We start from the raw sequence: 23,204 nt of genomic DNA, 5'->3' as shown, positions 1-23,204 counted from the left end.
AACCACCTGATCCCATCCCGAACTCAGCAGTGAAACGATGCATCGCCGATGGTAGTGTGGGGTTTCCCCATGTGAGAGTAGGTCATCGTCAAGATTAAATTCCGAAACCCCAATTGCGAAAGCAGTTGGGGTTTTGTTTTGCCCGCAGGAAAGTTCTTACAGCCTGTAGGGCCTTCTTCCGGCTGTCACAACCTGCCGACAGTGCTAAGGTTCTGCCCTGGCTTTTGTACTTTCCCAAGGAAGCTTTTATGCCGGACGCCCAGTCCCTCAACGCTGCATTCATGGTGGTTCAGAGCAATAGCCTGGACGAACTGCGCAGCCTGGTGGTCAGCATAATGCGGCGCTATCCACTGGCCCCCCTGGAAAACGAAATTGCTCTGGTCCAGAGCAACGGTATTGCCCAGTGGCTCAAATTGGCCTTGGCCGAAGATCCTGAAGATGATGACCTCGGCGGCTGCGGTATCGCCGCAGCGATTGATGTGCAATTGCCTGGCAGTTTCATGTGGCAGCTCTACCGTATGGTCTTGGGCCGAGATGAAATTCCTGCCAAATCCCTGCTTGATAAAGCTCCGCTGACCTGGCGGCTCATGCGCCTGCTACCTCAGGTCATCGACCGTCCGCATTTTGAACCACTGCAACGCTTTCTCACCCACGACACCGACTTGCGTAAGCGCTATCAGTTATCCGAGCGTCTGGCGGATCTCTTTGACCAATACCAGGTGTATCGGGCCGACTGGCTGGAGGATTGGGCTGAGGGACGGCATCAATTGCGTAACGTCAGAGGCGAAGTAAAACCACTGCCGCCTACCAGTTGTTGGCAGGCTGAGTTGTGGCGTGCATTGCTGGATGACGTAGGAACGCTGGGCATGGCTCAAAGCCGTGCCGGTGTTCATCAGCGATTTATCGAACGCATCAATACGATTGAAGAAGCCCCCAAAGGGATCCCTTCGCGAGTGATCGTTTTCGGGATTTCTTCCTTGCCAGCACAAGTGCTTGAAGCGCTGGCAGGGCTCGCACGTTTCAGTCAGGTTCTACTGTGTGTACACAACCCATGTCGACATCACTGGGCCGATATCGTCGCTGATAAGGACTTACTGCGTCACCAATACAAGCGCCAGTCCCGCAAGAACGGTATGCCCGTGGTTCTGGATCAGGAAACACTGCACCAACATGCCCACCCGCTGCTGGCCGCATGGGGCAAACAAGGTCGTGATTACATCAACTTGCTCGACAGCTATGACGATCCGAATAGCTATCGCGCAGCTTTTCGCGACGGGCGTATCGATCTGTTCAGTGAGACCCGGCCAGAGAATCTGCTTAATCAACTACAGGACGACATCCTGGAACTGCGGCCACTCAATGAGACACGCGAGCACTGGTCTGCTGTTGATCTGAATGAAGATCGGTCGATCCGTTTTCACATTGCCCACAGCGCCCAACGCGAAGTTGAAATCCTCCATGACCAGCTATTGGCACGCTTCAGTGCCAACCCGGATTTACGGCCGCGCGATGTAATTGTGATGGTGCCGGACATCGACAGCTATGCCCCGCATATCCGTGCAGTGTTTGGTCAGCTTGATCGACATGATCCACGTTTCATCCCATTTACCTTGGCGGACCAGGGCCAGCGTGGTCGGGATCCATTGCTGATCGCCGTCGAGCATCTACTCAAACTGCCTGACAGCCGCTTCCCGGTCAGCGAAATTCTCGACCTGCTTGACGTTCCAGCATTACGTGCGCGTTTCGGTATGGAGGAGCGCGATTTACCGACGCTGCATCGCTGGATCGAAGGCGCCGGCGTGCGCTGGGGAATGAACGCCGAACAACGTGCCGGACTAGGTTTGCCGGACGAACTGGAGCAGAACAGCTGGCATTTCGGCTTGCGGCGAATGTTGCTGGGCTATGCCGTAGGCAGCGCCAATGCCTGTGCGGGTATCGAGCCCTACGACGAAATCGGCGGATTGGATGCCGCACTTATCGGGCCATTGGTTGCCTTGCTCGATGCACTGGAACTCGCTCATCAGGAACTCACGCAACCGGCTCAACCCAACGTGTGGGGTCATCGCTTGCAGGCGCTGATGCAGTTGTTCTTCAAGGCCAGCAACGAGCACGATGACTACCTGCTCACCCAGTTGGAAGAGCTTCGTGAAACCTGGCTGGAGACCTGCGAGGCTGTGGGCCTGAAAGATGAATTGCCGCTGACCGTGGTTCGCGAGGCCTGGCTCGCTGGACTGGATCAGGGCCGACTGTCCCAACGCTTTCTCGCCGGTGCAGTGAATTTTTGTACGTTGATGCCCATGCGTGCCATTCCCTTCAAACTCGTCTGTTTGTTGGGGATGAACGATGGCGATTACCCCCGCGCCCAACCGCCGCTCGATTTCGATCTTATGGGCAGCGATTACCGTCCGGGAGATCGTTCCCGGCGCGAGGATGATCGCTATCTTTTGCTCGAGGCGCTGCTGTCTGCCCGTCATCAGCTCTACATCAGTTGGGTCGGCCGCAGCATTCGTGACAACAGTGAGCGGCCGGCTTCGGTGCTGATCGGCCAGTTGCGCGATCACCTTGCCAGCGGTTGGCGATTAGTCGACGAAAGTCAGGATTTATTGCATGCCATGACCGAGGAGCATCCGCTGCAACCGTTCAGTGCGCGCTATTTTCATGAGGGCGATCAACTGTTCAGCTATGCCAGCGAATGGCAGGTATTGCATCAACATCAGGCGCCCAAAAACGAGGTGGAGTTGCTCGCTCCGTGTGTTCAAGAAGAGCCGCTGAGCCTTGCCCTGCTGCAGGACTTCTTGCGTAACCCCGTTCGACACTTTTTCACCCAGCGCCTCAAGGTGTATTTCGAAGCCGCCGAAGCGCCGCTCGCCGACGAAGAGCCTTTTGTCTTGGACGCGTTGCAGCGATATACGCTCAGCGACAGCTTGCTCGAAGCTGCGCTCAGACAGCCGGATAATGTCGAGCAAGCGCTCGCGGCTCAAGCCAGACGTTTGCAAAACAGCGGACTTCTACCCATGGCCGGTTTTGGTGAATGTCTTCAACGTGAGTTGATCGAGCCGTTGCCCGATCTGTTGCAGCGCTATCAACAGTTGCTGACGTTATGGCCGACACCGTTGACCAGTGCGATCCCGATCTCTATGGCACTACAGGGCTTACGCCTTGAAGGTTGGCTTTCGGGCTTGCATCAACGTGCCGACGGTGGCGTGTTGTCAGTCACGACCATCCCCAACAGCATCGGCTCGATCAAGAACCGCAAATGGCATCGACTGACCAAACCTTGGGTTAATCACTTGGTCGCCTGCGCCAGCAGACTTTCGATGACCACGGCGTTGGTGGCCAGCGATGACACCTTGCTGCTCGAACCGATGGAGCCAGACAGAGCTGTTCGTTTCCTTGGGGATCTTCTTCTCGCCTGGCAGGCTGGAATGCGTCAACCATTGCCGATCGCGGTAAAGACCGCGTTCGCCTGGTTATCACAGACTGATCCGCTCAAGGCTGAAGCCGCGGCGCGTAAAGCCTATGAGGGTGATGGCCAAACCAGTGAGGGCGAGCGCCGCGAAAGCCCGGCGCTGTCACGGCAATATGCCGACTTTGATGCATTACTTGCAGACGAGACGTTCTCCGGTTGGTGCGATACCTTGTATCGGCCTTTGCTTGAAGCGCCCTGGCGTTCGTTGTCCAGCGAAGGAACTCGGTCATGAGCAAGAAGATACCGCTGGCTCTGGCATTCCCATTACGTGGTAGCCAGTTGATCGAAGCCAGTGCCGGCACCGGTAAAACCTTCACTATTTCTGCGCTGTATCTGCGTCTGATTCTGGGCCATGGCGGCGAATCGAATGGCTTTGCCCGAGAACTGTTGCCACCGCAGATTCTTGTGGTGACGTTCACCGATGCTGCCACGAAAGAGTTGCGCGAGCGGATTCGCACTCGCCTTGCCGAGGCCGCGCGCTTCTTCAGAGACGAGATACCCGCTCCTGACGGATTGATCGCGCAGCTGCGCGATCAATTCGAGTATCAGCAATGGCCCGGTTGCGCCAACCGTCTCGATATCGCCGCACAATGGATGGACGAAGCGGCGGTTTCCACCATTCACAGTTGGTGTCAGCGCATGTTGCGCGAGCACGCTTTCGACAGCGGCAGCCTGTTCACTCAGTCGCTGGAGACTGATCACAGCGATTTGCTCGGGGAAGTGCTGCGCGATTACTGGCGACTGTTCTGTTATCCGATGCAGGGTGATGCCTTGAATTGGGTTCGCAGCAATTGGGGCGGGCCTGCTGCGTTGTTGCCTCGGGTGCGTGGCCTGTTCGCCAGTGAACGCGACAGCGACGAAGGCAAGCCCCCGGCGGAGCTGATCGACGAGTGTCTGCAAGAACGCCGTGCAGCGCTGATCGAACTGAAAATGCCTTGGCGTCAGTGGGCCGACGAGTTACTCGCCATCTGTCATCAGGGCGTCGCGAGTAAAACCGTCGACGGTCGCAAGATGCAGGCGCGCTACTTTGAACCATGGTTCGAGAAGCTCAAAGCCTGGGCCGAGGACGAGTCCCTCGAGCAGCTCGACATCGGCACCGGATTCACTCGACTGACGCCCGACGGTATGGCTGAGGCCTGGAAAGGCCAGGTCCCCCGTCATCCCGGGCTGGATGCCATGTCGAGCCTTAAATCGAGTCTCGATGCTTTGCCGACCCCCGACGCCGCCGTTCTGCAACATGCCGCCAAATGGGTAGGTGCGCGTTTTGAGGAAGAGAAGCGTCGCCGCGCCGAAATGGGCTTCGACGACATGCTATTGCGCCTGGATGCAGCCCTGCAATCTGACGGGGGCGAGCGCCTGGCGACGTTGATCCGCGAACAGTTCCCGGTCGCGTTGATCGACGAATTCCAGGACACCGATCCGGTGCAGTACCGAATCTTCGAGAGCATTTACCGCATCGAAGAAAACAATCCGGACACCGGTCTGTTTCTGATCGGCGACCCGAAGCAGGCGATCTACGCGTTCCGCGGTGCGGACATCTACACCTATCTGCGCGCCCGGCTAGCCACGACAGGCCGACTGCATACATTGGGCACCAATTTCCGTTCAAACCATGGCATGGTGGACGCGGTCAACCACATATTCGAACGCGCCGAATCCCGAGAGCAGGGACGCGGCGCGTTTTTGTTCCGGGAGAAAAACGGTGAGAACCCGGTGCCGTTTCAACCTGTCGACTCGCAGGGCCGTAAAGAAAAACTGCAGATTGCCGGGCAAGACGTTGCGGCGCTGAATGTCTGGTTATTGTCTTCCGATCAGCCCCTTTCTGGCGTGGTCTATCGTCAGCAGTTGGCATCGGCATGTGCCAGTGAAATCACCGCGTTGCTCAATGGGGGGCAAACAGGTGTTGCTGGATTCGTACAAGAGGGTAAAGACTTCAAAGGTCTGCGCCCTTCTGACATCGCGATCCTGGTACGTGACGGTAAAGAGGCCCAGGCTGTGCGCGGCGAACTCGCTGCCCGTGGCGTGCGCAGCGTGTATTTGTCGGACAAGGATTCGGTTTTTGCCGCGCAAGAAGCTCACGACCTGCTTTCCTGGCTCAAGGCTTGCGCCGAACCGGATGTCGAGCGCTCTCTCAAGGCCGCGCTGGCCTGCATCACCCTGAATCTGCCATTGGCGGAGCTGGAGCGTCTGAATCAGGACGAACTGGTGTGGGAAACTCGCGTCATGCAGTTCCGTGGCTACCGTGAGCTGTGGCGCAAACAAGGCGTCCTGCCGATGTTGCGACGCCTGCTGCACGATTTTCATTTGCCACAAACCTTGATGACTCGCAGTGACGGTGAGCGCGTGCTGACCAACCTTTTGCACCTGTCCGAGCTGATGCAGCAAGCCGCTGCGGAGCTGGATGGTGAGCAAGCGTTGATCCGCCATTTGGCCGAGCTTCTGTCGTTGTCCGGTCAGGCCGGTGAAGAGCAGATTCTGCGTTTGGAAAGTGATGAGCAACTGGTCAAAGTCGTGACCATTCACAAGTCCAAAGGCCTTGAGTATCCCCTGGTATTTCTGCCCTTCATCTGCTCGGCCAAACCGGTGGATGGCAGCCGATTGCCGCTGCATTACCACGATGCATCGGGCAAGGCTCAAGTGAGTCTGAGGCCGACTGCCGAATTGATTACGCAAGCGGACGACGAGCGTCTGGCCGAGGATCTGCGCTTGCTCTATGTCGCCTTGACCCGTGCGCAACATGCTTGTTGGCTGGGGGTGACGGATCTCAAACGCGGCAATAACAACAGTTCGGTGCTGCACCTTTCGGCGCTGGGTTACTTGTTGGGTGGCGGAGCATCTCTGGGGGAATCCAATGCGCTGAATCGCTGGCTACAAGAGCTGCAACACGACTGCCCGGCAATCAGCACGGGTGAAATGCCCCTGGCCACCGACGAGCATTACCTGCCTCCACGCAATGACGCTTTGCTCAGTGCCACGCTATTGCCCAAGCGCAAGGCCAGTGAAAACTGGTGGATTGCGTCCTACAGTGCATTGCGCATCAGCGACATTTTGAGTGTGGGCAGTGATGAAGCGCCGGACAGTCCTCAAGCACAAAAGCTGTTCGATGATGAACGCCTTGACCCCGATGCTCCGCGAGACATCATTGCCGGCGGCGCGGATATTCATCGTTTCCCTCGTGGTCCCAACCCGGGAACGTTCCTCCATGGTCTGCTGGAGTGGGCAGGTGAAGACAGTTTTGCCGTTTCCCGCGAGGCGCTGGAGGATGCGATTGCCCGACGCTGCAATCTTCGCGGATGGGAAGGCTGGATCATCACCCTGAGTGACTGGCTGCAACATCTGCTCAAATCCCCGTTGCCTATCGCTGGTGGGCAGCCTCCCGTCATTCTTGAGCAATTGCAGCAGTACCGCGTCGAGATGGAGTTCTGGTTCGCCAGCCATAAAGTCGACGTAGTCAAACTCGACGAACTGGTGCGTCAGTACACCCACAATGGCGTGGCACGGGTGGCGGCAGAGCCGGTGCAGCTCAATGGCATGTTCAAAGGTTTCATCGACCTGACCTTTGAACACGATGGTCGTTATTACGTGGCCGACTACAAATCCAATTGGCTGGGCGTTGATGACCTGGCCTACACCGCGCAGGCCATGGAGCTGTCGATCCTCGACAACCGCTACGACCTGCAATACGTGTTGTACCTGTTGGCGTTACATCGTCAGCTCAAGGCTCGCTTGCCAGATTACGATTACGACCGGCATGTCGGCGGCGCGCTGTATCTGTTTCTGCGCGGGACTCGCGCAGACAGTCGCGGTGTGTATTTTGCCCGTCCGCCCCGTGAATTGATTGAGCGCCTCGACCGGATGTTCCAGGGCAAACCCGAACCCAAGGCCGAACCCGCATGGGAACAGGGAGTCCTGCTATGAGCCGCACCTTCGACGATCTGCTGCCGACCCCTTTGACAGCCGACAGCCTGTCCTCGCTCTCGCCTCTGACCCGTGCTGAAGACTTGCTGTTGCTGCTCAATCGTTGGGTTGAGCGAGGCTGGTTGCGAGCGCTCGACAAGGCATTCGTGGCATTTCTTCACGAGCTTGAGCCGGATACCGATCCACTGGTGCTGCTCGCTGCGGCACTGACCAGCCATCAGCTCGGGCATGGCCATGTGTGTCTGGATTTGTTTGAAACCCTTAAAGCCCCGGATTTTGCCCTGTCGCTCCCGCCCGAAGGCGATGTGCAAGGGGGTGTGCTGTTACTGCCCTCGCAACTGCTTGAAACGCTCGATGGTGCCCATTGGTGCAAGGTTCTGGCGGGCAGCCCCTTGGTAGCCTTGGCGGCTGATAGCAGTGATGTGGCGCAGCAGCGGCCGTTGGTCTTGTCATCAAAGCGGCTGTACCTGCGACGCTATTGGGCTTACGAGCGCCGTATCGATTCGGCGCTACGCCAACGTCTCGCCCAAGTTGAGGCGACGCCGGGTGATCTGCCGCAGCGACTGGATGAACTGTTCGGCTCAGCCAAGCCTGGTGAGGTGATCGACTGGCAGAAACTCGCCTGTGCTCTTGCCACGCGCGGTGCCTTCAGCATTATCACGGGCGGTCCCGGCACCGGCAAAACCACCACCGTGGTGCGTTTGCTCGCGCTGCTTCAGGCGCCGGCGGTCGAGGCAGGCCTCCCACTGCGCATTCGTCTGGCAGCACCGACTGGCAAAGCGGCTGCGCGGTTGACCGAGTCGATCAGTCAGCAAGTGCAAACGCTGACAGTCGCCGAAAACGTTCGGGCCAAAATCCCCTGCGACGTCACCACGGTGCATCGCTTGCTCGGCAGCCGTCCCGGCACCCGGCACTTCCGGCACCATGCCGGTAACCGCTTGCCTTTGGATGTGCTGGTGGTCGATGAAGCGTCGATGATTGATCTGGAAATGATGGCCAATCTGCTCGACGCGTTGCCGCCGCATGCGCGTCTGGTGTTACTGGGCGACAAGGATCAACTGGCCTCCGTGGAGGCCGGCGCGGTGCTGGGGGATCTGTGTCGTGATGCCGAGGACGGTTGGTACAGCCCGCAGACCCGGCAATGGCTGGAGTCGGTCAGCGGCGAATCCCTGGAGGCCGGCGTTTTGCATGAAGACCTCGACGCTTCCCATCCATTGGCCCAGCAAGTGGTCATGTTGCGTCACTCGCGGCGCTTCGGCGAGGGCAGCGGCATCGGCCAGCTCGCGCGACGGGTCAATCAGCAGTTACCGGAGGAGGCACGGCAGTTGCTGGCGACGGGGCACTATGACGATGTGTTTTCGTTGCTGCTCAAGGGCGAGCACGATCACAAACTGGAGCGTCTGCTGCTCGAAGGCCATGGCGATGGCCCGCAAGGTTATCGGCATTATCTGAGTGTGTTGCGCAATCAGCGTCCATCGCTGGGCAGGCCGCTCGAACATCCGGACTGGATCGACTGGGCCCGTGAAGTCTTGCAGGCGTTCGACGCCTTTCAGCTGTTGTGCGCGGTGCGCAAAGGGCCGTGGGGTGTTGAAGGCCTCAACCAACGCATCACCGCGGCCCTGCTCAAGGCTCGCCTGATCGAGAACGACCAACAATGGTACGAAGGCCGCCCGGTACTGATGACCCGTAACGACTACGGTCTGGGTTTGATGAACGGTGACATTGGCATCGCACTCAAACTACCGGAACGCGAAGGGCCGGACGCTGGAAAACCGGTGTTGCGCGTAGCCTTCCCGCGTAATGACGGTCAGGGCGGGGTACGTTTCGTGTTGCCGAGTCGGCTCAATGACGTCGAAACCGTTTACGCCATGACCGTGCACAAATCCCAGGGCTCGGAGTTCGCCCACACGGCGCTGATTCTGCCGGATGCCTTGAATCCCGTGTTGACCAAGGAGTTGATCTACACCGGTATTACCCGGGCCAAGCACTGGTTCACACTGATCGAACCGCGTATCGGGGTATTTGAGGAGGCGGTACAGCGCAAGGTCAAGCGTCTGAGCGGGCTCATGCTGGAACTGGAGGAGGGTGCCGAGCCTCTTTGAAGGTAAACGCAAAGATTTTCGGTAATTGCTGACCAGTCAGTCAGGGGTCGCTGTTTCGCTGGTGATTCACCGCTGTGCTATCGTTGCGGCATCATTTCGTTACGATCGAAGAGAATACCTGCATGAAGGTGGCTTTCTGGGCGACAGAGCGCGTGGTTCGCTGCAAGCACGTAGTGCTTGTCGGTCTGCTCTGGTTGTTGGCGGGTGTGGCTGTCGCGCAACCGCAAACGCCGACGGGCATGGCTGAGCAGCGTGCCCGTTCTGTCACCAAGGTCGTTCTTGGCATCCTCAGCTACGCACGCTGGCCAGTGGAACCTGCGCAGTTGCACCTGTGCATCGTCGGCCCCACCGAATACACCGATGACCTGGTCAAAGGCACCACTCAAGCCACCGGCAGGCCGGTCATTGTGCGTCGCATGCTGGCCGACAACCCGGCCATCGTCAGTGAATGCGATGCGGTGTACATCGGCAAACTGACCGCAGATGAACGCAGTCGCCTGTTCACTTCACTGATTGGTCATCCGGTGTTGAGCATCAGCGAAGGCGACGATCAGTGCACGGTCGGCAGCCTGTTCTGCCTGCGGGTGGGCGACGATCAGGTAGCCTTCGAAGTCAATCTCGACTCCGTTGCCCGTAGCGGCGTGCGCATTCATCCAAGCGTGTTGCAACTGTCCCGTCGCAAACCGGCGGCGCCATGAAACGGTTCAGTTCCAAAGTTCGTCCGACTCTGGGCTCGGTCATCGGTCGCGGGCATTTGATTGTGGCGCTGGTGGCTGTGGCAATGGCCAGTGTTTCGCTGACCCTGCTGGGCGTTCTGGCGCTGCGGGTCTATGCGGATCACAACTTGCACCTGATTGCGCGCTCGATCAGCTACACCGTCGAAGCGGCGGTCGTATTTAACGACAAGGCTGCGGCCACCGAAGCGTTGGCATTGATTGCCTCCACCGAGGAGGTCGCCGATGCCCAGGTGCTCGATGCTCAAGGCCAACTGATAGCGCGCTGGCAGCGACCGGAAAACGGCTTCATCTCCAAACTGGAAATGCAGACCGCCCGCGCCATCCTGGAGAAACCGATCAGCCTGCCGATCCTCCATCAGGATCGTGAAATTGGACGCATCCTGCTCACGGGGCATGGCGGCAGTCTGATGCGCTTTCTGCTGAGCGGTCTGGCGGGGATCCTTCTCTGTACCGCGATCAGTGCCTGGGTGGCGCTCTATCTGGCGCGTCGGCAGTTGCGTGGCATTATCGGCCCGCTGCACAGCCTCGCTACGGTGGCCCACGCCGCCCGCAGTGAGCGAGCACTGGACCGTCGCGTGCCGCCCGCGCAGATCGCCGAACTCGACAACCTCGGCAACGACTTCAATGCCTTGCTCGACGAACTCGAATCCTGGCAAAGCCATCTGCAAAGCGAAAACGAAACCCTTGCCCACCAAGCCAGTCACGACAGCCTGACCGGGCTGCCTAACCGGGCATTTTTCGAGGGCCGCTTGATCCGTGCCCTGCGCAACGCCAGCAAGCTCAGCGAGCGGGTGGCGGTGTTGTTTCTTGACAGTGATCGCTTCAAAGGGATCAACGACAACTTCGGCCATGCCGCCGGCGACGCGGTGTTGGTGGCAATCGCCAATCGTGTCCGCGCGCAATTGCGTGAGGAGGATCTGGTAGCGCGACTGGGCGGTGATGAGTTCGCCGTGTTGCTCACGCCGCTGCACAAAGTCGAAGATGCCGAGCGCATTGCCGACAAGATTCTCGCCAGCATGGACATGCCCATCGCGCTGCCCGGCGGCAGCAGTGTCGTGACTTCGCTCAGCATCGGCATCGCGGTTTATCCCGATCATGGCATCACGCCTGGCGCCTTGCTCGATGCTGCAGATACGGCGATGTATCAAGCCAAGCGCTTGTCTCGCGGTGCTCAATTCACGGCTGGGGCGGAGCACCCGGTCGATTCCGTTCAAAACAGGAGCTGACTCTCGTGTTCACACTTCCCATTCGATTTTTTACCGCTGTACTGTTGATGGCCGCCCTGGCCCTCACAGGTTGCCAGACCACCCCGCAAAAAGGCCTGACCCCGGCGCAAGTGGCGGTGCTCGAACAACAAGGCTTCGAGCTGACCGACGACGGCTGGGAGTTTGGGCTGTCCGGCAAGGTGCTGTTTGGCAGCGATGTTGAAAGCCTGAACACACAAAGCACCGAGATCGTCGAGCGCATCGGCAAAGCATTGATGGGGGTCGGCATCGAGCGCGTGCGGGTCGATGGTCACACCGATGCTTCGGGCCAGGAAAATTACAATCAGCAACTCTCGCTGCGCCGCGCCAAGAGTGTTGCCAATGTGCTTTCCACAGTCGGCATGAAGCAAGAGAACATCCAATTGCAAGGCCTGGGCAGCAGCGAGCCGGTGGCGTCCAACGACACCGCGGCGGGCCGCACGGAAAACCGTCGGGTGTCGATTGTGGTCAGTGCCCATTAATCGGCAAACCGCATCTCACGGGTCTGCCCCATCAACAGACCCTGATTGCGCTCGGTCACCTCACGAATGTAATCCCACAACAGGGTGATTCGCTTCAACTTGCGCAGATCCTCCCGGCAGTACATCCAGAACTTCAAGGAATTCAGGTTAACCCAATGATTACGGGAGCTAACCGCCATGAGTATCCTTGAAGTTCGACCTGCTGTTACAAGCACCGTTACAACCCTCGTTTTTCCTTCGAAGCCAACCACAAGGCTTGCTAAGCCCTATCACTACAGACGCAACGGTATTTACTACATGCGTCTCAGGGCCACGGGTAGCACTACTGAGGCTGCTGCAGTTTCTCTTCAGACCAGCAACAGGCGGGACGCATTGGACGCCTCAGAGCAGCTCGCTGGATTCGTCAGGGCCTTTCATCTGGAGAACCCCGAGGCGCCGTGGAGCAAGCTGAAAGAACATTTCCGTGCTGTCTCGGTGGAACTGTTTGAGTCAGGACGTGATGGTAACGTCACGCATGTGTGGGGCGATTTGCACGATAGTAATGCTGGACCTGTTGGCGGCTCGACCAGGCCCGTGAAGTCCGTAGAGAACGTTCCTGTGTCCCTTTCTGTACTGTCGCCAGCGATGACGTTTGAGATTCTCTCGGCGCTCTACTTGGCTGACCGTGGGCAAGACCAAAAAACCTCAACCCTGAAGGAAACCAAGATTTGCCATGGAACAATCGCGTCGGCTCTTGGAGAACTGGACATGCAGACTCACTCACGGGCGGATCTCGTAGCACTGCGTGAGCACCGTGTTAAGCAGCTCGGATGGGGCGCCGGATATCCAGCAAACTTATTTTTTCAGGCTGCTACACAAGCGACCCCACCCTATAGCTATTTCCAAAAATCGGCGGGGCCAGGAACTGGCTGGATCGAGTGATGTAGAATCTTTATCGCTCGCTCACACCTTCAGTTTAACCGCCGTGCAGGATGACAGTCCTTTGGTGTGGGCGGGTCTTGATTACAGCACTACATCTTTGTCTTCCAACGCGATTTCTATCACCTGCTCTGGGGATAGTCGCTGCGGATAATCTGCTTCATCGAAGTATTCGTCTGGCCAGAAGATCAGATCGGATATGCGTTCATTGGGTATGTTGATTGCCAACATGCTCAACCAGAACTCGACTTCATGGTCATCGCCATCACCCTCCATAACCCTTCGAGCCAGCTCAACCAACTCTTGCTCGGTCACGTCGGCCACGCGCCGCTCATACGGTGTTGCTAAGACCTTGCGAACCCATGTGTCGTGAGATTGTCCGCCATAGATTCCCTGAAAGTCGATGAACTCAAGTGCGGTCATTGCTTCCCGGTTGAATGCTGCCACCTGACTCTGGGCTTGTTCTTCGTGCCCGCAATCAATTTCTGCTGCAAGCATCGTCAATCGAGCAACCAAGGGTTCATCCAGCACCGGTGGCATTAAGTCAGGGCGAAGCTTCATAGTTTTCTCCTTGAGCAATCCGCTAGCCTTTGGACACGGGTAGTCACATATTGCGAATTTTCTCGCTTTCTTTCAGCACGAACTCAAAGCCGATACCTGCACCTTTCAGCAGGTCAGTGACTCGGTCTACAAAGGTTTCGCCTTGTGCTGGCAGCTCATACAAACCGTTAACTCGGATGATTGGTAGCTTGTCTTTCGCTGGCGGGTAGCTTTCCAGCAGCTCTCCGCTCTCAATGAAAGCAACGTAGCTGTTGATCTTTTCTTGAAGCAGTAGCAGGTGTTCGCCTTGTTGCGTTTTATCACCCCACTCGAGGTGGTCAGTGATTACCAAAATTACGTTTTCAGGCTCCCACTCGGGCACCGCAATAATATCGACGACTTTCGTTTCTACGATGGACATGTCTGCTCCCTCAGAAAGGTGAATCAGGTCGAGGAATTACGACTCTGGCAAATCCACGGCAATACCGGGTTACTGGTACAATTCCCGCCGCTCGTTCACACCTTCAGTTTTATCTCCATGCAGGATGACAGTCCTTTGGTATGGGCGAGCTTCATCTGTATTCTGATTGCTGGCTGTGATGTGCTCTGTCGCTACGCAACAACTCCAATAAACATATCAAGGTTGTCGGGCAGAGATTCCTCGACGACATCGGCGATCTGGCTAACCTGTTCACGGGTTAGTGGTAACTCCCCATCGGCCTCAGCTTCAAGGCTCTTCCAACCAAGAATATCCATTACTCTTTGTTCAAACTCTGGCGCCACGTCCAGTTCGTACTTCAACGAGCTATCTTCAAAGCTGTCAGGCAAAAATCCTGTGATGCATAAGTACATAACTACCTCTCAATCTATTTAGGAGTGGTTCTTCCCGGTTTTGCGGGCTTGGTTTGCTCGCCTGTTTCTGGGTTGTACTCCCCCAAATGCTTGCCTTGTTTATCATACATTTCAACAGCCCCGTGTTGACTGTCCCACTCGTAAATCCGCCCTTTGGAGTCTTTCCAGCGGGTACGTTTTTTACCACCACCTTGAACGCTGCTTTTTGATTTATCCCTCGCAGCATCAGGAAATGCCGTCAGTCCTTTAGGCGCCGGGTGATAACTATGGTCACCTGAAACGCTCAGCGAAATGTAAATCGGCTGAATATCGGTGTTAGGAAATGTGATGATTGCATCTTGGTAGTCTGGTGGATGCACCGGATTGACCAGTATTTTATTGGCCTGTTCGGTCGGCGGATACACCCACACGGACGGTAGTTTCGGGGCGCCTTCCAGTGCAGGAATGCCCAGTACGCCATCAGGGTTTGCCGCTGGCGTCCAAGTGAGCCCAATCCCGTTGCCGATGTCAGCAACATATGTCTCACCGACTTTATCGCCCTTGATGACAGGGACATTCTCCCAGTCCGTTTTACCGCCCGTGTAGAAGCCGTAGGCGTTAACGGAGCCATCCGGCAAAGACTTCACGTTGACGCGTACACGGGTGCGACCAGTTTCAAGCGTTGCGTATTGATCGTTTTTGTAGAAGGCGCTGTCCGGTGAAATGCTGGTGTTCGGGATCAGCATCCCAACCGTCCCTGTTAAAAAGCCAGCAGCAACAACGCCTGATCCTTTCAGCAGGCCCAGTGATAGCGACCCGCCAAGACGTTGAGCAATTGCACTGCCAGTAGCAGACCCGCCCACCAGTTGGAGTGGGGTGCCTTGGGCGGTAATCGCTGCCCCGGTTCCAAGCACAGCCCACAGTCCGTAGTCGGCCAGTTTCTCAACAGGCACAAACCCGGATGGGTTCTTGTGGTCGATCACACCATCAGGGAGGTTGCAGCTCTTGGCAAACACACAGCCCATTGTGTCGGGCTTGTCTTCTGGTTTTGGTGATAGGTCTTTGTATTCCGCCCAACGCTGGGCATGGATATCGACAGGCTCAACACCGCTGTAGCGGTAGCCCTTTGGCGGGTTGGGTACATAGCCAGACATGCCGCGTCCTTTCGTCCTTGGGGAGTTCCAGCCTGTAGCTGGGCAGCATCGACGTTGCGGGAAGCTCATGCAATGGCTGTAGGACAAATCCCAAAAGCCGTACTGAAAGTTCCCTGTGTTCCATGTCAATTGCTGGAGGTGCGGAGGATAAATGGTTGGGGACGGACTTTGAATGGTGGCAGTTTGCCGTAGCGCTTTCATCGCAATCTTCGACAATGCAGCCGCCATGACAGCGTTAAATTCGAACAATCAAGATATGGGCTTCGATGCGCTTTCAAAGTTACAAGTCGTGTACCAACCCCTGTTACAAAACGGTTGAAAAGGGCGTGCTGACCTCGCTACGATCCGGCCACCTGATTCCTTGAAGATCATCAGTCAGCAAACCGCATCTCACGGGTCTGCCCCATCAACAGACCCTGATTGCGCTCAGTCACCTCACGGATGTAATCCCACAACAGGGTGATTCGCTTCAACTTGCGCAGATCCTCCCGGCAGTACATCCAGAACTGTCGGGTGATGTCGATTTCCTCCGGCAACACTGGCAGCAAGCGCGGGTCCTGTGCGGCGAGGAAGCACGGCAGAATCGCCAGTGAGCGCCCTTGCTGCGCTGCAACGTATTGCGCGATCACGCTGGTGCTGCGCAGGTTTGCGCTGGCGCCTGGCAGCACGTTCGCCAGGTACAACAGCTCCGAGCTGAACGCCAGATCATCCACATAACTGATGAATTGATGCTTGCTCAAATCGGCCGAGCGGCGGATGGGTGGGTGTTTATCCAGATAGTCCTGGGTTGCGTACAGCTGCAAGCGGTAGTCGCAGAGTTTGCAGCACACGTACGGCCCGTGTTCAGGGCGTTCCAGGGCAATGACGATGTCGGCTTCGCGCTTGGACAGGCTGATGAAGTGCGGCAGGGGCAGGATGTCCACCGAGATCGCCGGGTAGGCGTCGACGAAGTGGCTCAGTTGCGGCGTGATGAAGAAGCTGCCAAACCCTTCAGTGCAGCCCATCCGCACATGCCCGGACAGCGCCACGCCGGAGCCTGATACCTGCTCGCAGGCCATGTGCAATGTGCTTTCAATCGACTCGGCATAACCCAGCAAACGCTGGCCTTCGGTGGTCAAGACGAAGCCGCTGGTGCGCGACTTTTCGAACAGCAGCGTACCGAGCGCCGCTTCCAGCGAACTGATCCGCCGCGACACCGTGGTGTAGTCGACGGCGAGCCGTTTGGCGGCGGTGCTGGCCTTGCGGGTGCGGGCGACTTCGAGGAAAAACTTGAGGTCGTCCCAGTTCAGTGAACCTAGCGAGGTGATGTTTTTTTGCATGATGGACGGGCTTATATGTGCGTTCTTATTAGAAGTTTGCACATCTATACTCCAAAAACCGTCCGACAACCAATTCGTGACACACGCCTCATCTCAAGGCGCACCTTTCGCCTTGGCTCCTACGATAAAAACAAGTTCTGGAGACCAGCATGAACGCATCGCTTACGCCCAACGACACCACGCTGCAGAAGGTCAAGCTGCTGATTGACGGCGAGTGGGTCGAGTCGCAGTCCACCGAATGGCACGACATCGTCAACCCCGCGACTCAGCAAGTGCTGGCCAAAGTCCCATTCGCCACCGCCGCTGAAGTCGATGCCGCTGTCAGCGCCGCGCAACGCGCCTTCCAGACCTGGAAACTGACCCCGATCGGCGCGCGTATGCGCATCATGCTCAAGCTGCAAGCGCTGATCCGCGAGCATTCCAAGCGCATTGCCGTGGTGCTGAGCGCCGAGCAGGGCAAAACCATTGCCGACGCCGAGGGCGATATTTTCCGTGGCCTGGAAGTGGTCGAGCACGCTTGCTCAATCGGCACGCTGCAAATGGGCGAATTCGCCGAGAACGTTGCCGGTGGCGTTGATACTTACACCCTGCGTCAGCCGATCGGCGTTTGCGCCGGCATCACGCCGTTCAACTTCCCGGCAATGATTCCGCTGTGGATGTTCCCGATGGCCATCGCCTGCGGCAACACCTTCGTGCTCAAGCCTTCGGAGCAGGATCCGCTGTCGACCCTGCTGCTGGTGGAATTGGCGATTGAGGCCGGTGTCCCGGCGGGCGTGCTCAACGTGGTGCATGGCGGCAAAGACGTGGTCGATGGCCTGTGCACGCACAAAGACATCAAAGCCGTGTCCTTCGTCGGTTCGACCGCTGTTGGTACTCACGTTTACGACTTGGCCGGCAAACATGGCAAACGCGTGCAGTCGATGATGGGCGCGAAGAACCACGCCGTGGTGTTGCCCGATGCGAATCGCGAGCAAGCCCTCAATGCACTGGTCGGCGCTGGTTTTGGCGCGGCCGGGCAACGTTGCATGGCGACATCCGTGGTCGTGCTGGTGGGTGCAGCAAAACAATGGCTGCCGGATCTCAAGGCCCTGGCGCAGAAGCTGAAGGTCAACGCCGGCAGCGAGCCAGGCACTGATGTCGGCCCGGTGATCTCGAAAAAAGCCAAGGCGCGGATCCTCGATCTGATCGAAAGCGGCATCAAGGAGGGCGCCAAGCTTGAGCTGGACGGTCGCGACATCAGCGTGCCGGGTTACGAGCAAGGCAACTTCGTCGGCCCGACCCTGTTCTCCGGGGTGACCACCGACATGCAGATTTACACCCAGGAAATCTTCGGCCCTGTGCTGGTGGTGCTGGAAGTCGATACCCTCGACCAGGCCATCGCGCTGGTCAACGCCAACCCGTTCGGCAACGGCACGGGCCTGTTCACCCAGAGCGGTGCGGCGGCGCGCAAGTTCCAGACGGAAATCGACGTCGGTCAGGTCGGCATCAACATCCCGATTCCGGTGCCGGTGCCGTTCTTCAGCTTCACCGGTTCCCGTGGTTCAAAACTCGGCGACCTCGGCCCGTATGGCAAGCAAGTGGTGCAGTTCTACACGCAGACCAAAACGGTCACGGCGCGTTGGTTCGATGACGACAGCGTCAATGACGGCGTGAACACCACCATCAACCTGCGCTGAGGAGCGAGCCATGAAAATCGCATTTATCGGTCTGGGCAACATGGGCGCACCGATGGCGCGCAACCTGATCAAGGCCGGCCATTCACTGAATCTGGTCGATCTGAACAAAACCGTGCTGGCAGAACTGGAACAACTGGGCGGCACCCTCCGTGCCTCGGCGCGCGAAGCCGCTGAAGATGCAGAACTGGTGATCACCATGCTCCCGGCCGCGGTGCATGTGCGCAGTGTCTGGCTCGGTGAGGACGGCGTGTTGGCCGGCATCGGCAAAGGTGTGCCGGCAGTGGATTGCAGCACCATCGATCCGCAGACCGCTCGCGATGTGGCGGCGGCCGCTGCCAAGCAAGGTGTGGCCATGGCTGACGCACCGGTTTCCGGCGGCACCGGCGGTGCGACGGCCGGGACGTTGACTTTCATGGTCGGTGCAACGCCGGAGCTGTTCGCGACTTTGCAACCGGTGCTGGCGCAGATGGGCCGCAACATTGTGCATTGTGGTGAAGTCGGCACCGGGCAGATCGCCAAGATCTGCAACAACCTGCTGCTGGCGATTTCCATGGTGGGCGTCAGTGAAGCCATGGCATTGGGCGATGCACTGGGGATCGACACCTCGGTGCTGGCCGGGATCATCAACAGTTCGACCGGTCGCTGCTGGAGTTCGGAAATGTATAACCCGTGGCCTGGCATCGTCGAAACGGCACCGGCCTCGCGCGGTTATACCGGCGGCTTCGGTGCCGAACTGATGCTCAAGGATCTGGGGCTGGCGACTGAAGCGGCGCGTCAGGCACACCAACCGGTGGTGCTCGGCGCGGTGGCGCAGCAGCTGTATCAGGCGATGAGCCAGCGCGGGGACGGCGGGAAAGACTTCTCGGCGATCATCAACAGCTATCGCAAACCGCAGTAGCAATCGCCGCCAATGTAGGGCCAATCAACGTGCAGTCAGTGTTGCCGGGAAACCACGTCGGGTGGTTCCCCGGCTTTTTAGCATCAGGCGAACACGAAATATTTGCGTACGGTCTCGACCACTTCCCAAGTGCCTTTCATGCCCGGTTCAACCACGAAAATATCGCCGGCGCGCAGATGAATCGGCGCCATGCCGTCCGGGGTGATCACGCAGTAGCCTTCCTGAAAATGGCAGTACTCCCACTTCACGTATTCAACGCGCCACTTGCCCGGCGTGCAGATCCAGGTGCCCATGATCTTGCTGCCGTCTTCGCTGGTGTAAGCATTGAGGTTGACGGTGTGCGGGTCGCCTTCGAGTTTTTCCCATTTGCAGGCGTCGAGTACCGGCAGTGGGTGGGTGTCGCGCAGAACGGTGATAGGGGCGGTCGCGGTCATGAGGACTCCGGGCGGTGGACATGAGGAATGAAGTCGCACCCTATAGCGCCCGGTCGCCGCTCAGTTGTCTGTGTTCGACATCGAGCTGCTCAGAAACGCGCCAACACTTACAGATTTTCCAGCGGGCATTGCTCGCGAGCCTGTTGCAGGTTCGCGTCAAATGCCACCAACTGCGCGTGCTGTCGAGAAAGTTTGGCGATCTGGTCGCTGATCTCGCGTTTTTTGTCTTCGATGGCCTGCTGTGCCAAAGCCCAAGGCATCGACTCTCCGTGATGGCCTGCGAAAATTTTCTGCAGCTCCATAAGTTTGAAGCCCATCTCCTTCGCACACTTTATAAAACCCAGCAGTTCGACGCTTTGCTGGTCGTAGACGCGATATTTGCCCTGTCGTCGAGGTGGGGGCAGCAATCCAATAGCCTCGTAATGGCGGATGGTTTTGACCGTGGAGCTGGCGCGTTGAGCGGCTTCGCTGATGTACATGAACAGTCCTTTTTACCTTGGCTATGCCTCAGTGATTATCGCCAGACTCAACGACTGACGATAGCCTGCGCCTGTTGCAACCACGCCTGTCGCTGCTGAGCGCTTGAGCCCAGCACCGGGCCGAACGTGAGCGTGCGCAGTGGTTTTATTCCGCAGAACGCTAGGGTGCTCTTGCGTACTTCATGCAAGGCGGGCATGCGATAGACCCAGCGGTAATACCAGGGCGGCGTGTCCATGGTCACCAGCAAATCCGCGGTGCGGCCTTTCAGCAATTTGTCGGGGAACGCTTTGCCTTTGCGGTATTTGAAGGCGAAACCCGGCAACAACACCCGATCAAAAAAACCTTTGAGCAGCGCCGGTATGCCGCCCCACCAGATCGGGTACACCAGCGTCAGATGCTCGGCCCAGAGGATGTCGGACTGTGCCGCACTCAAGTCATCTTCCAGCGCTTGAATCTGTTCATAGCCCTGGCGTAACACCGGATCGAAGTTCATTTCACCAAGTCGCAACTGGCGAACTTCGTGTCCGGCATCGAGTGCCGATTGTGCATAACTTTCGGCGAGTGCGGCGCACAAGCTGTTCGCCGAAGGATGCCCGAGAATCAACAGGATACGTTTGCCCATCGTCATCGTCCTTGCTGATGAAAAAGCCAAGGATGAAGTCTGCCCCTTAGGGGAGAGTCAAGGCGCACAGCGAAGCTTTGGCGTAATTGGGCCGGGCGCTGAACTCCCGGGCGCACACCGTCAAGCTGCGCCGCGCCCACTTGCTGATCAGCGGTTAGCCGATGCTTCGCTGAGCATGTCGATCAGACGGATATCGAAATCGCGTTCCAGATAGTCCATGCGCTCGGCGTAAAACGTCTTCATGTGCGGCAGCGTCGAATGCACATCGAGATGCGCCTGGGACTCCCAGACCTCGTAAAAGATGAACAACGTCGGATCTTCTTTGTCGCGCAGCATGTGGTACTCGATGCAGCCCGGCTCAGCGCGGCTGGGCTCGACGTAGGCGCGAAACAGCGCTTCGAAAGCCTCGGATTTTTCTGGGCGGGTCTTGGCGTGCAGGATGAAGCCCCGGCGTTCACTCATCAGAAACGACTCCTCCAATTCAGATGGCTACCAATGCTAAGGCAATAATCTTCTGTCGATTCGTGCGTTTTACTCAAATGTATTTTGCGCCACCCCGGCTTATTCCGCGAAAGAGGGATGGTTAATCTGCCGCCATTCAATTTTCCCTTCTCCATCCAGCCCAATGGCTGTGCCGAGGCTTTCTCATGAAAAAAGTTCTGTTGCTCAATGGCGGTAAAAAATTCGCCCACTCTGACGGTCGCTACAACACCACCCTGCACGAAGCGGCGCTGAGCGTGCTGGATCGCGGCGGTATGGATGTCAAAACCACCTTCATCGACGAGGGTTACGACGTCGCCGAAGAAGTGGCCAAATTCCTCTGGGCCGACGTGATCATTTATCAGATGCCGGGTTGGTGGATGGGCGCGCCGTGGACGGTGAAAAAGTACCTCGACGAAGTCTTCACCGAAGGCCACGGCAGCCTGTACGCCAGTGATGGTCGCACCCGTTCCGACGCGTCGCAGAAGTACGGCAGCGGTGGGCTGATTCAGGGTAAGCAATACATGTTGTCGCTGACCTGGAACGCGCCACAGCAAGCCTTCGATGATCCGAACGACTTCTTTGAAGCCAAAGGCGTGGACGCGGTGTACTTCCCGTTCCACAAGGCCAATGAGTTTTTGGGCATGACCGGCCTGCCGACCTTCCTCTGCGTTGACGTGATGAAACGCCCGAACATCGAAAACGATGTGGCGCGTTATGCGCAGCATTTGACCGAGGTGTTTGGCCTCAAGGCTTGATGCTCGGCTACTATCGAAGGCCTGAACCTGCGGTGCAGGCCAATCGATCAGAGGACACCCGTGAAAGCCAGATCCGATGAGTTGCAGATTTTCGTCTGCGTGATCGAATGCGGCTCGATTTCCGCCGCCGCCGAGCAGGTCGGGCACACGCCGTCGGCCGTCAGTCGCACCCTGTCGCGGCTGGAAGCCAAGCTCGACACCACGCTGATCAACCGCACCACGCGGCGCATGGACCTGACCGAGGAGGGCAAGTATTTCTTCGAGCAGGCCAAGCTGATTCTCGATCAGATGGACGCGCTCGAAGAACGCCTGTCCTCACGTCAGCAAACGCCGTCCGGACGGCTGCGGATCAATGCAGCATCGCCATTCATGCTCCACGCCGTGGTTCCCTACATCGACGAATTCCGCCGTCTCTACCCCGACATCCAGCTCGAACTCAACAGCAATGACCTGATCATTGACCTGCTGGAACAGAGCACCGACATCGCCATCCGCATCGGCACCCTTGCCGACTCGACGCTGCATGCGCGTTCGCTCGGATGCAGTCCGCTGTTGATCGTTGCCAGTCCCGCCTATCTCGAAAAGCACGGCACGCCGCTGCAAGTGGCCGATCTGAGCGAACACACCTTGCTCGGTTTTACTCAGAACGAGGGCCTCAATCAGTGGCCGTTGCGTTATGTGCATGGCGACCGCTGGCCGATCACCCCGGCGATCAGCGCCTCCAGTGGCGAGACCGTGCGGCAACTGGCGCTGGAAGGGCAGGGCATCGCGTGCCTGTCGCACTTCATGACCATCGACGACATTCGCGCCGGGCGCCTGAACGTGGTGCTGGCCGAGTTCAACAGCGGCTATCGCCAGCCGATCAACGCCGTGTATTACCGTAATTCGCAACTGGCGCTGCGCATTCAGTGCTTCCTCGACTTCATCCAGAGCAAACTCGCCGCCTACGCCAGCGCCGATTTCAAAGGCTGAATGAGGTGCGCGACAAGCAAGCCCGCCCCCACAGGTTTCGTAACCACCATGATCCCCTGTGTGCGGGCTTGCTCGCGAAAACGCAGGACCAGCCAACGTTGCTGTCGCCTGACACACCGCCTTCGTGAGCAAGCCCACTCCCACAGGGTTTTGTGTTAACCCCATAACGA

At 57.9% G+C, this 23,204-nt stretch carries 20 protein-coding genes, 1 rRNA gene and 1 pseudogene; 12 read left to right on the top strand and 10 right to left on the bottom strand.

The window, feature by feature from the left end; genetic code table 11:
• The 7 genes from rrf to ACIOU6_RS21390 all read left to right on the top strand — a co-directional run.
• Positions 1 to 94: ribosomal RNA gene (gene rrf / locus ACIOU6_RS21420) — 5S ribosomal RNA — on the top strand; the annotation flags it as partial.
• 154 nt (positions 95 to 248) lie between these two features.
• Positions 249 to 3,701: an exodeoxyribonuclease V subunit gamma gene (gene recC / locus ACIOU6_RS21415; protein ID WP_401138820.1), complete on the top strand. Its 3,453-nt coding sequence runs from the start codon at positions 249 to 251 to the stop codon at positions 3,699 to 3,701.
• On the top strand, positions 3,698 to 7,387 hold the full coding sequence (recB, locus tag ACIOU6_RS21410) for an exodeoxyribonuclease V subunit beta (protein ID WP_401138819.1): 3,690 nt from the start codon (positions 3,698 to 3,700) through the stop codon (positions 7,385 to 7,387). Before recC ends, recB begins: the two co-directional genes overlap by 4 nt.
• Positions 7,384 to 9,489 (top strand): exodeoxyribonuclease V subunit alpha, encoded by a 2,106-nt coding sequence (recD, locus tag ACIOU6_RS21405; RefSeq protein ID WP_401138818.1) that lies wholly within the window; start codon positions 7,384 to 7,386, stop codon positions 9,487 to 9,489. Before recB ends, recD begins: the two co-directional genes overlap by 4 nt.
• Positions 9,490 to 9,611: 122 nt before the next feature.
• A complete protein-coding gene (locus ACIOU6_RS21400; protein WP_401138817.1) occupies positions 9,612 to 10,187 on the top strand; it encodes a YfiR family protein in 576 nt (191 codons plus the stop codon).
• A complete protein-coding gene (locus tag ACIOU6_RS21395) occupies positions 10,184 to 11,452 on the top strand; it encodes a diguanylate cyclase domain-containing protein (protein ID WP_221730502.1) in 1,269 nt (422 codons plus the stop codon). The genes ACIOU6_RS21400 and ACIOU6_RS21395 overlap by 4 nt, the downstream gene beginning before the upstream one ends.
• A 47-nt stretch (positions 11,453 to 11,499) precedes the next feature.
• Positions 11,500 to 11,952 carry an OmpA family protein gene (locus tag ACIOU6_RS21390; RefSeq protein ID WP_401138822.1) on the top strand — a complete coding sequence of 151 codons (453 nt, stop codon included), beginning with the start codon at positions 11,500 to 11,502 and terminating at the stop codon, positions 11,950 to 11,952.
• Here the strand turns inward: ACIOU6_RS21390 and ACIOU6_RS21385 are convergent.
• Positions 11,949 to 12,086, bottom strand: a pseudogene (locus ACIOU6_RS21385) (LysR family transcriptional regulator); the annotation flags it as partial. The gene ACIOU6_RS21390 and the pseudogene ACIOU6_RS21385 overlap by 4 nt on opposite strands.
• Before the next feature lie 43 nt (positions 12,087 to 12,129).
• Here ACIOU6_RS21385 and ACIOU6_RS21380 point away from each other — a divergent pair.
• Positions 12,130 to 12,873 carry a hypothetical protein gene (locus ACIOU6_RS21380; protein WP_401138816.1) on the top strand — a complete coding sequence of 248 codons (744 nt, stop codon included), beginning with the start codon at positions 12,130 to 12,132 and terminating at the stop codon, positions 12,871 to 12,873.
• Positions 12,874 to 12,954: 81 nt separating this feature from the next.
• On the opposite strand, the gene ACIOU6_RS21375 is transcribed toward ACIOU6_RS21380, so the two are convergent.
• From ACIOU6_RS21375 to ACIOU6_RS21355, 5 genes are all read right to left on the bottom strand, one after another.
• Positions 12,955 to 13,431 (bottom strand): hypothetical protein, encoded by a 477-nt coding sequence (locus ACIOU6_RS21375; RefSeq protein WP_401138815.1) that lies wholly within the window; start codon positions 13,429 to 13,431, stop codon positions 12,955 to 12,957.
• 43 nt (positions 13,432 to 13,474) lie between these two features.
• Positions 13,475 to 13,831, bottom strand: a complete 357-nt coding sequence (locus ACIOU6_RS21370; RefSeq protein WP_401138814.1) for a DUF6572 domain-containing protein — start codon at positions 13,829 to 13,831, stop codon at positions 13,475 to 13,477.
• Positions 13,832 to 14,022: 191 nt separating this feature from the next.
• Positions 14,023 to 14,262, bottom strand: a complete 240-nt coding sequence (locus tag ACIOU6_RS21365; RefSeq protein WP_100846331.1) for a pyocin S6 family toxin immunity protein — start codon at positions 14,260 to 14,262, stop codon at positions 14,023 to 14,025.
• 14 nt (positions 14,263 to 14,276) lie between these two features.
• Positions 14,277 to 15,395, bottom strand: coding sequence for a colicin E3/pyocin S6 family cytotoxin (locus ACIOU6_RS21360; protein WP_401138813.1), 1,119 nt, complete (start codon positions 15,393 to 15,395; stop codon positions 14,277 to 14,279).
• A gap of 371 nt (positions 15,396 to 15,766) precedes the next feature.
• Positions 15,767 to 16,714, bottom strand: coding sequence for a LysR family transcriptional regulator (locus ACIOU6_RS21355; RefSeq protein WP_221730635.1), 948 nt, complete (start codon positions 16,712 to 16,714; stop codon positions 15,767 to 15,769).
• 149 nt (positions 16,715 to 16,863) lie between these two features.
• On the opposite strand from ACIOU6_RS21355, the gene ACIOU6_RS21350 reads away from it, so the two are divergent.
• Both ACIOU6_RS21350 and mmsB read left to right on the top strand, forming a co-directional pair.
• Positions 16,864 to 18,390 carry a CoA-acylating methylmalonate-semialdehyde dehydrogenase gene (locus ACIOU6_RS21350; RefSeq protein ID WP_221730503.1) on the top strand — a complete coding sequence of 509 codons (1,527 nt, stop codon included), beginning with the start codon at positions 16,864 to 16,866 and terminating at the stop codon, positions 18,388 to 18,390.
• A 10-nt stretch (positions 18,391 to 18,400) separates the two neighbouring features.
• Complete coding sequence (gene mmsB, locus ACIOU6_RS21345) at positions 18,401 to 19,288, top strand: 3-hydroxyisobutyrate dehydrogenase (protein ID WP_221730504.1); 888 nt, start codon at positions 18,401 to 18,403, stop codon at positions 19,286 to 19,288.
• A gap of 83 nt (positions 19,289 to 19,371) precedes the next feature.
• On the opposite strand, the gene ACIOU6_RS21340 is transcribed toward mmsB, so the two are convergent.
• The 4 genes from ACIOU6_RS21340 to ACIOU6_RS21325 all read right to left on the bottom strand — a co-directional run bounded on the left by ACIOU6_RS21340 (position 19,372) and on the right by ACIOU6_RS21325 (position 21,286).
• The gene (locus tag ACIOU6_RS21340; protein ID WP_122589396.1) at positions 19,372 to 19,722 is read right to left on the bottom strand and encodes a cupin domain-containing protein; all 351 of its coding nucleotides are present in this window, start codon (positions 19,720 to 19,722) and stop codon (positions 19,372 to 19,374) included.
• A 107-nt stretch (positions 19,723 to 19,829) separates the two neighbouring features.
• A complete protein-coding gene (locus ACIOU6_RS21335) occupies positions 19,830 to 20,201 on the bottom strand; it encodes a MerR family transcriptional regulator (RefSeq protein ID WP_221730505.1) in 372 nt (123 codons plus the stop codon).
• A 47-nt stretch (positions 20,202 to 20,248) separates the two neighbouring features.
• Positions 20,249 to 20,824: an NAD(P)H-dependent oxidoreductase gene (locus ACIOU6_RS21330; RefSeq protein ID WP_221730506.1), complete on the bottom strand. Its 576-nt coding sequence runs from the start codon at positions 20,822 to 20,824 to the stop codon at positions 20,249 to 20,251.
• 147 nt (positions 20,825 to 20,971) lie between these two features.
• Positions 20,972 to 21,286 (bottom strand): putative quinol monooxygenase, encoded by a 315-nt coding sequence (locus ACIOU6_RS21325; RefSeq protein WP_221730507.1) that lies wholly within the window; start codon positions 21,284 to 21,286, stop codon positions 20,972 to 20,974.
• Positions 21,287 to 21,471: 185 nt separating this feature from the next.
• Here ACIOU6_RS21325 and ACIOU6_RS21320 point away from each other — a divergent pair, with 185 nt between their 5' ends.
• Together ACIOU6_RS21320 and ACIOU6_RS21315 are read left to right on the top strand one after the other, a co-directional pair.
• The gene (locus ACIOU6_RS21320; RefSeq protein WP_401138812.1) at positions 21,472 to 22,062 is read left to right on the top strand and encodes an NAD(P)H-dependent oxidoreductase; all 591 of its coding nucleotides are present in this window, start codon (positions 21,472 to 21,474) and stop codon (positions 22,060 to 22,062) included.
• 60 nt (positions 22,063 to 22,122) lie between these two features.
• Positions 22,123 to 23,034: a LysR family transcriptional regulator gene (locus ACIOU6_RS21315; RefSeq protein WP_221730509.1), complete on the top strand. Its 912-nt coding sequence runs from the start codon at positions 22,123 to 22,125 to the stop codon at positions 23,032 to 23,034.
• Positions 23,035 to 23,204 lie beyond the last annotated feature (170 nt).

Source organism: Pseudomonas sp. NPDC087615, assembly GCF_044743445.1.
Lineage (GTDB): Bacteria > Pseudomonadota > Gammaproteobacteria > Pseudomonadales > Pseudomonadaceae > Aquipseudomonas > Aquipseudomonas baetica_A.
This window is presented reverse-complemented; position numbering and strand designations above follow the sequence as displayed.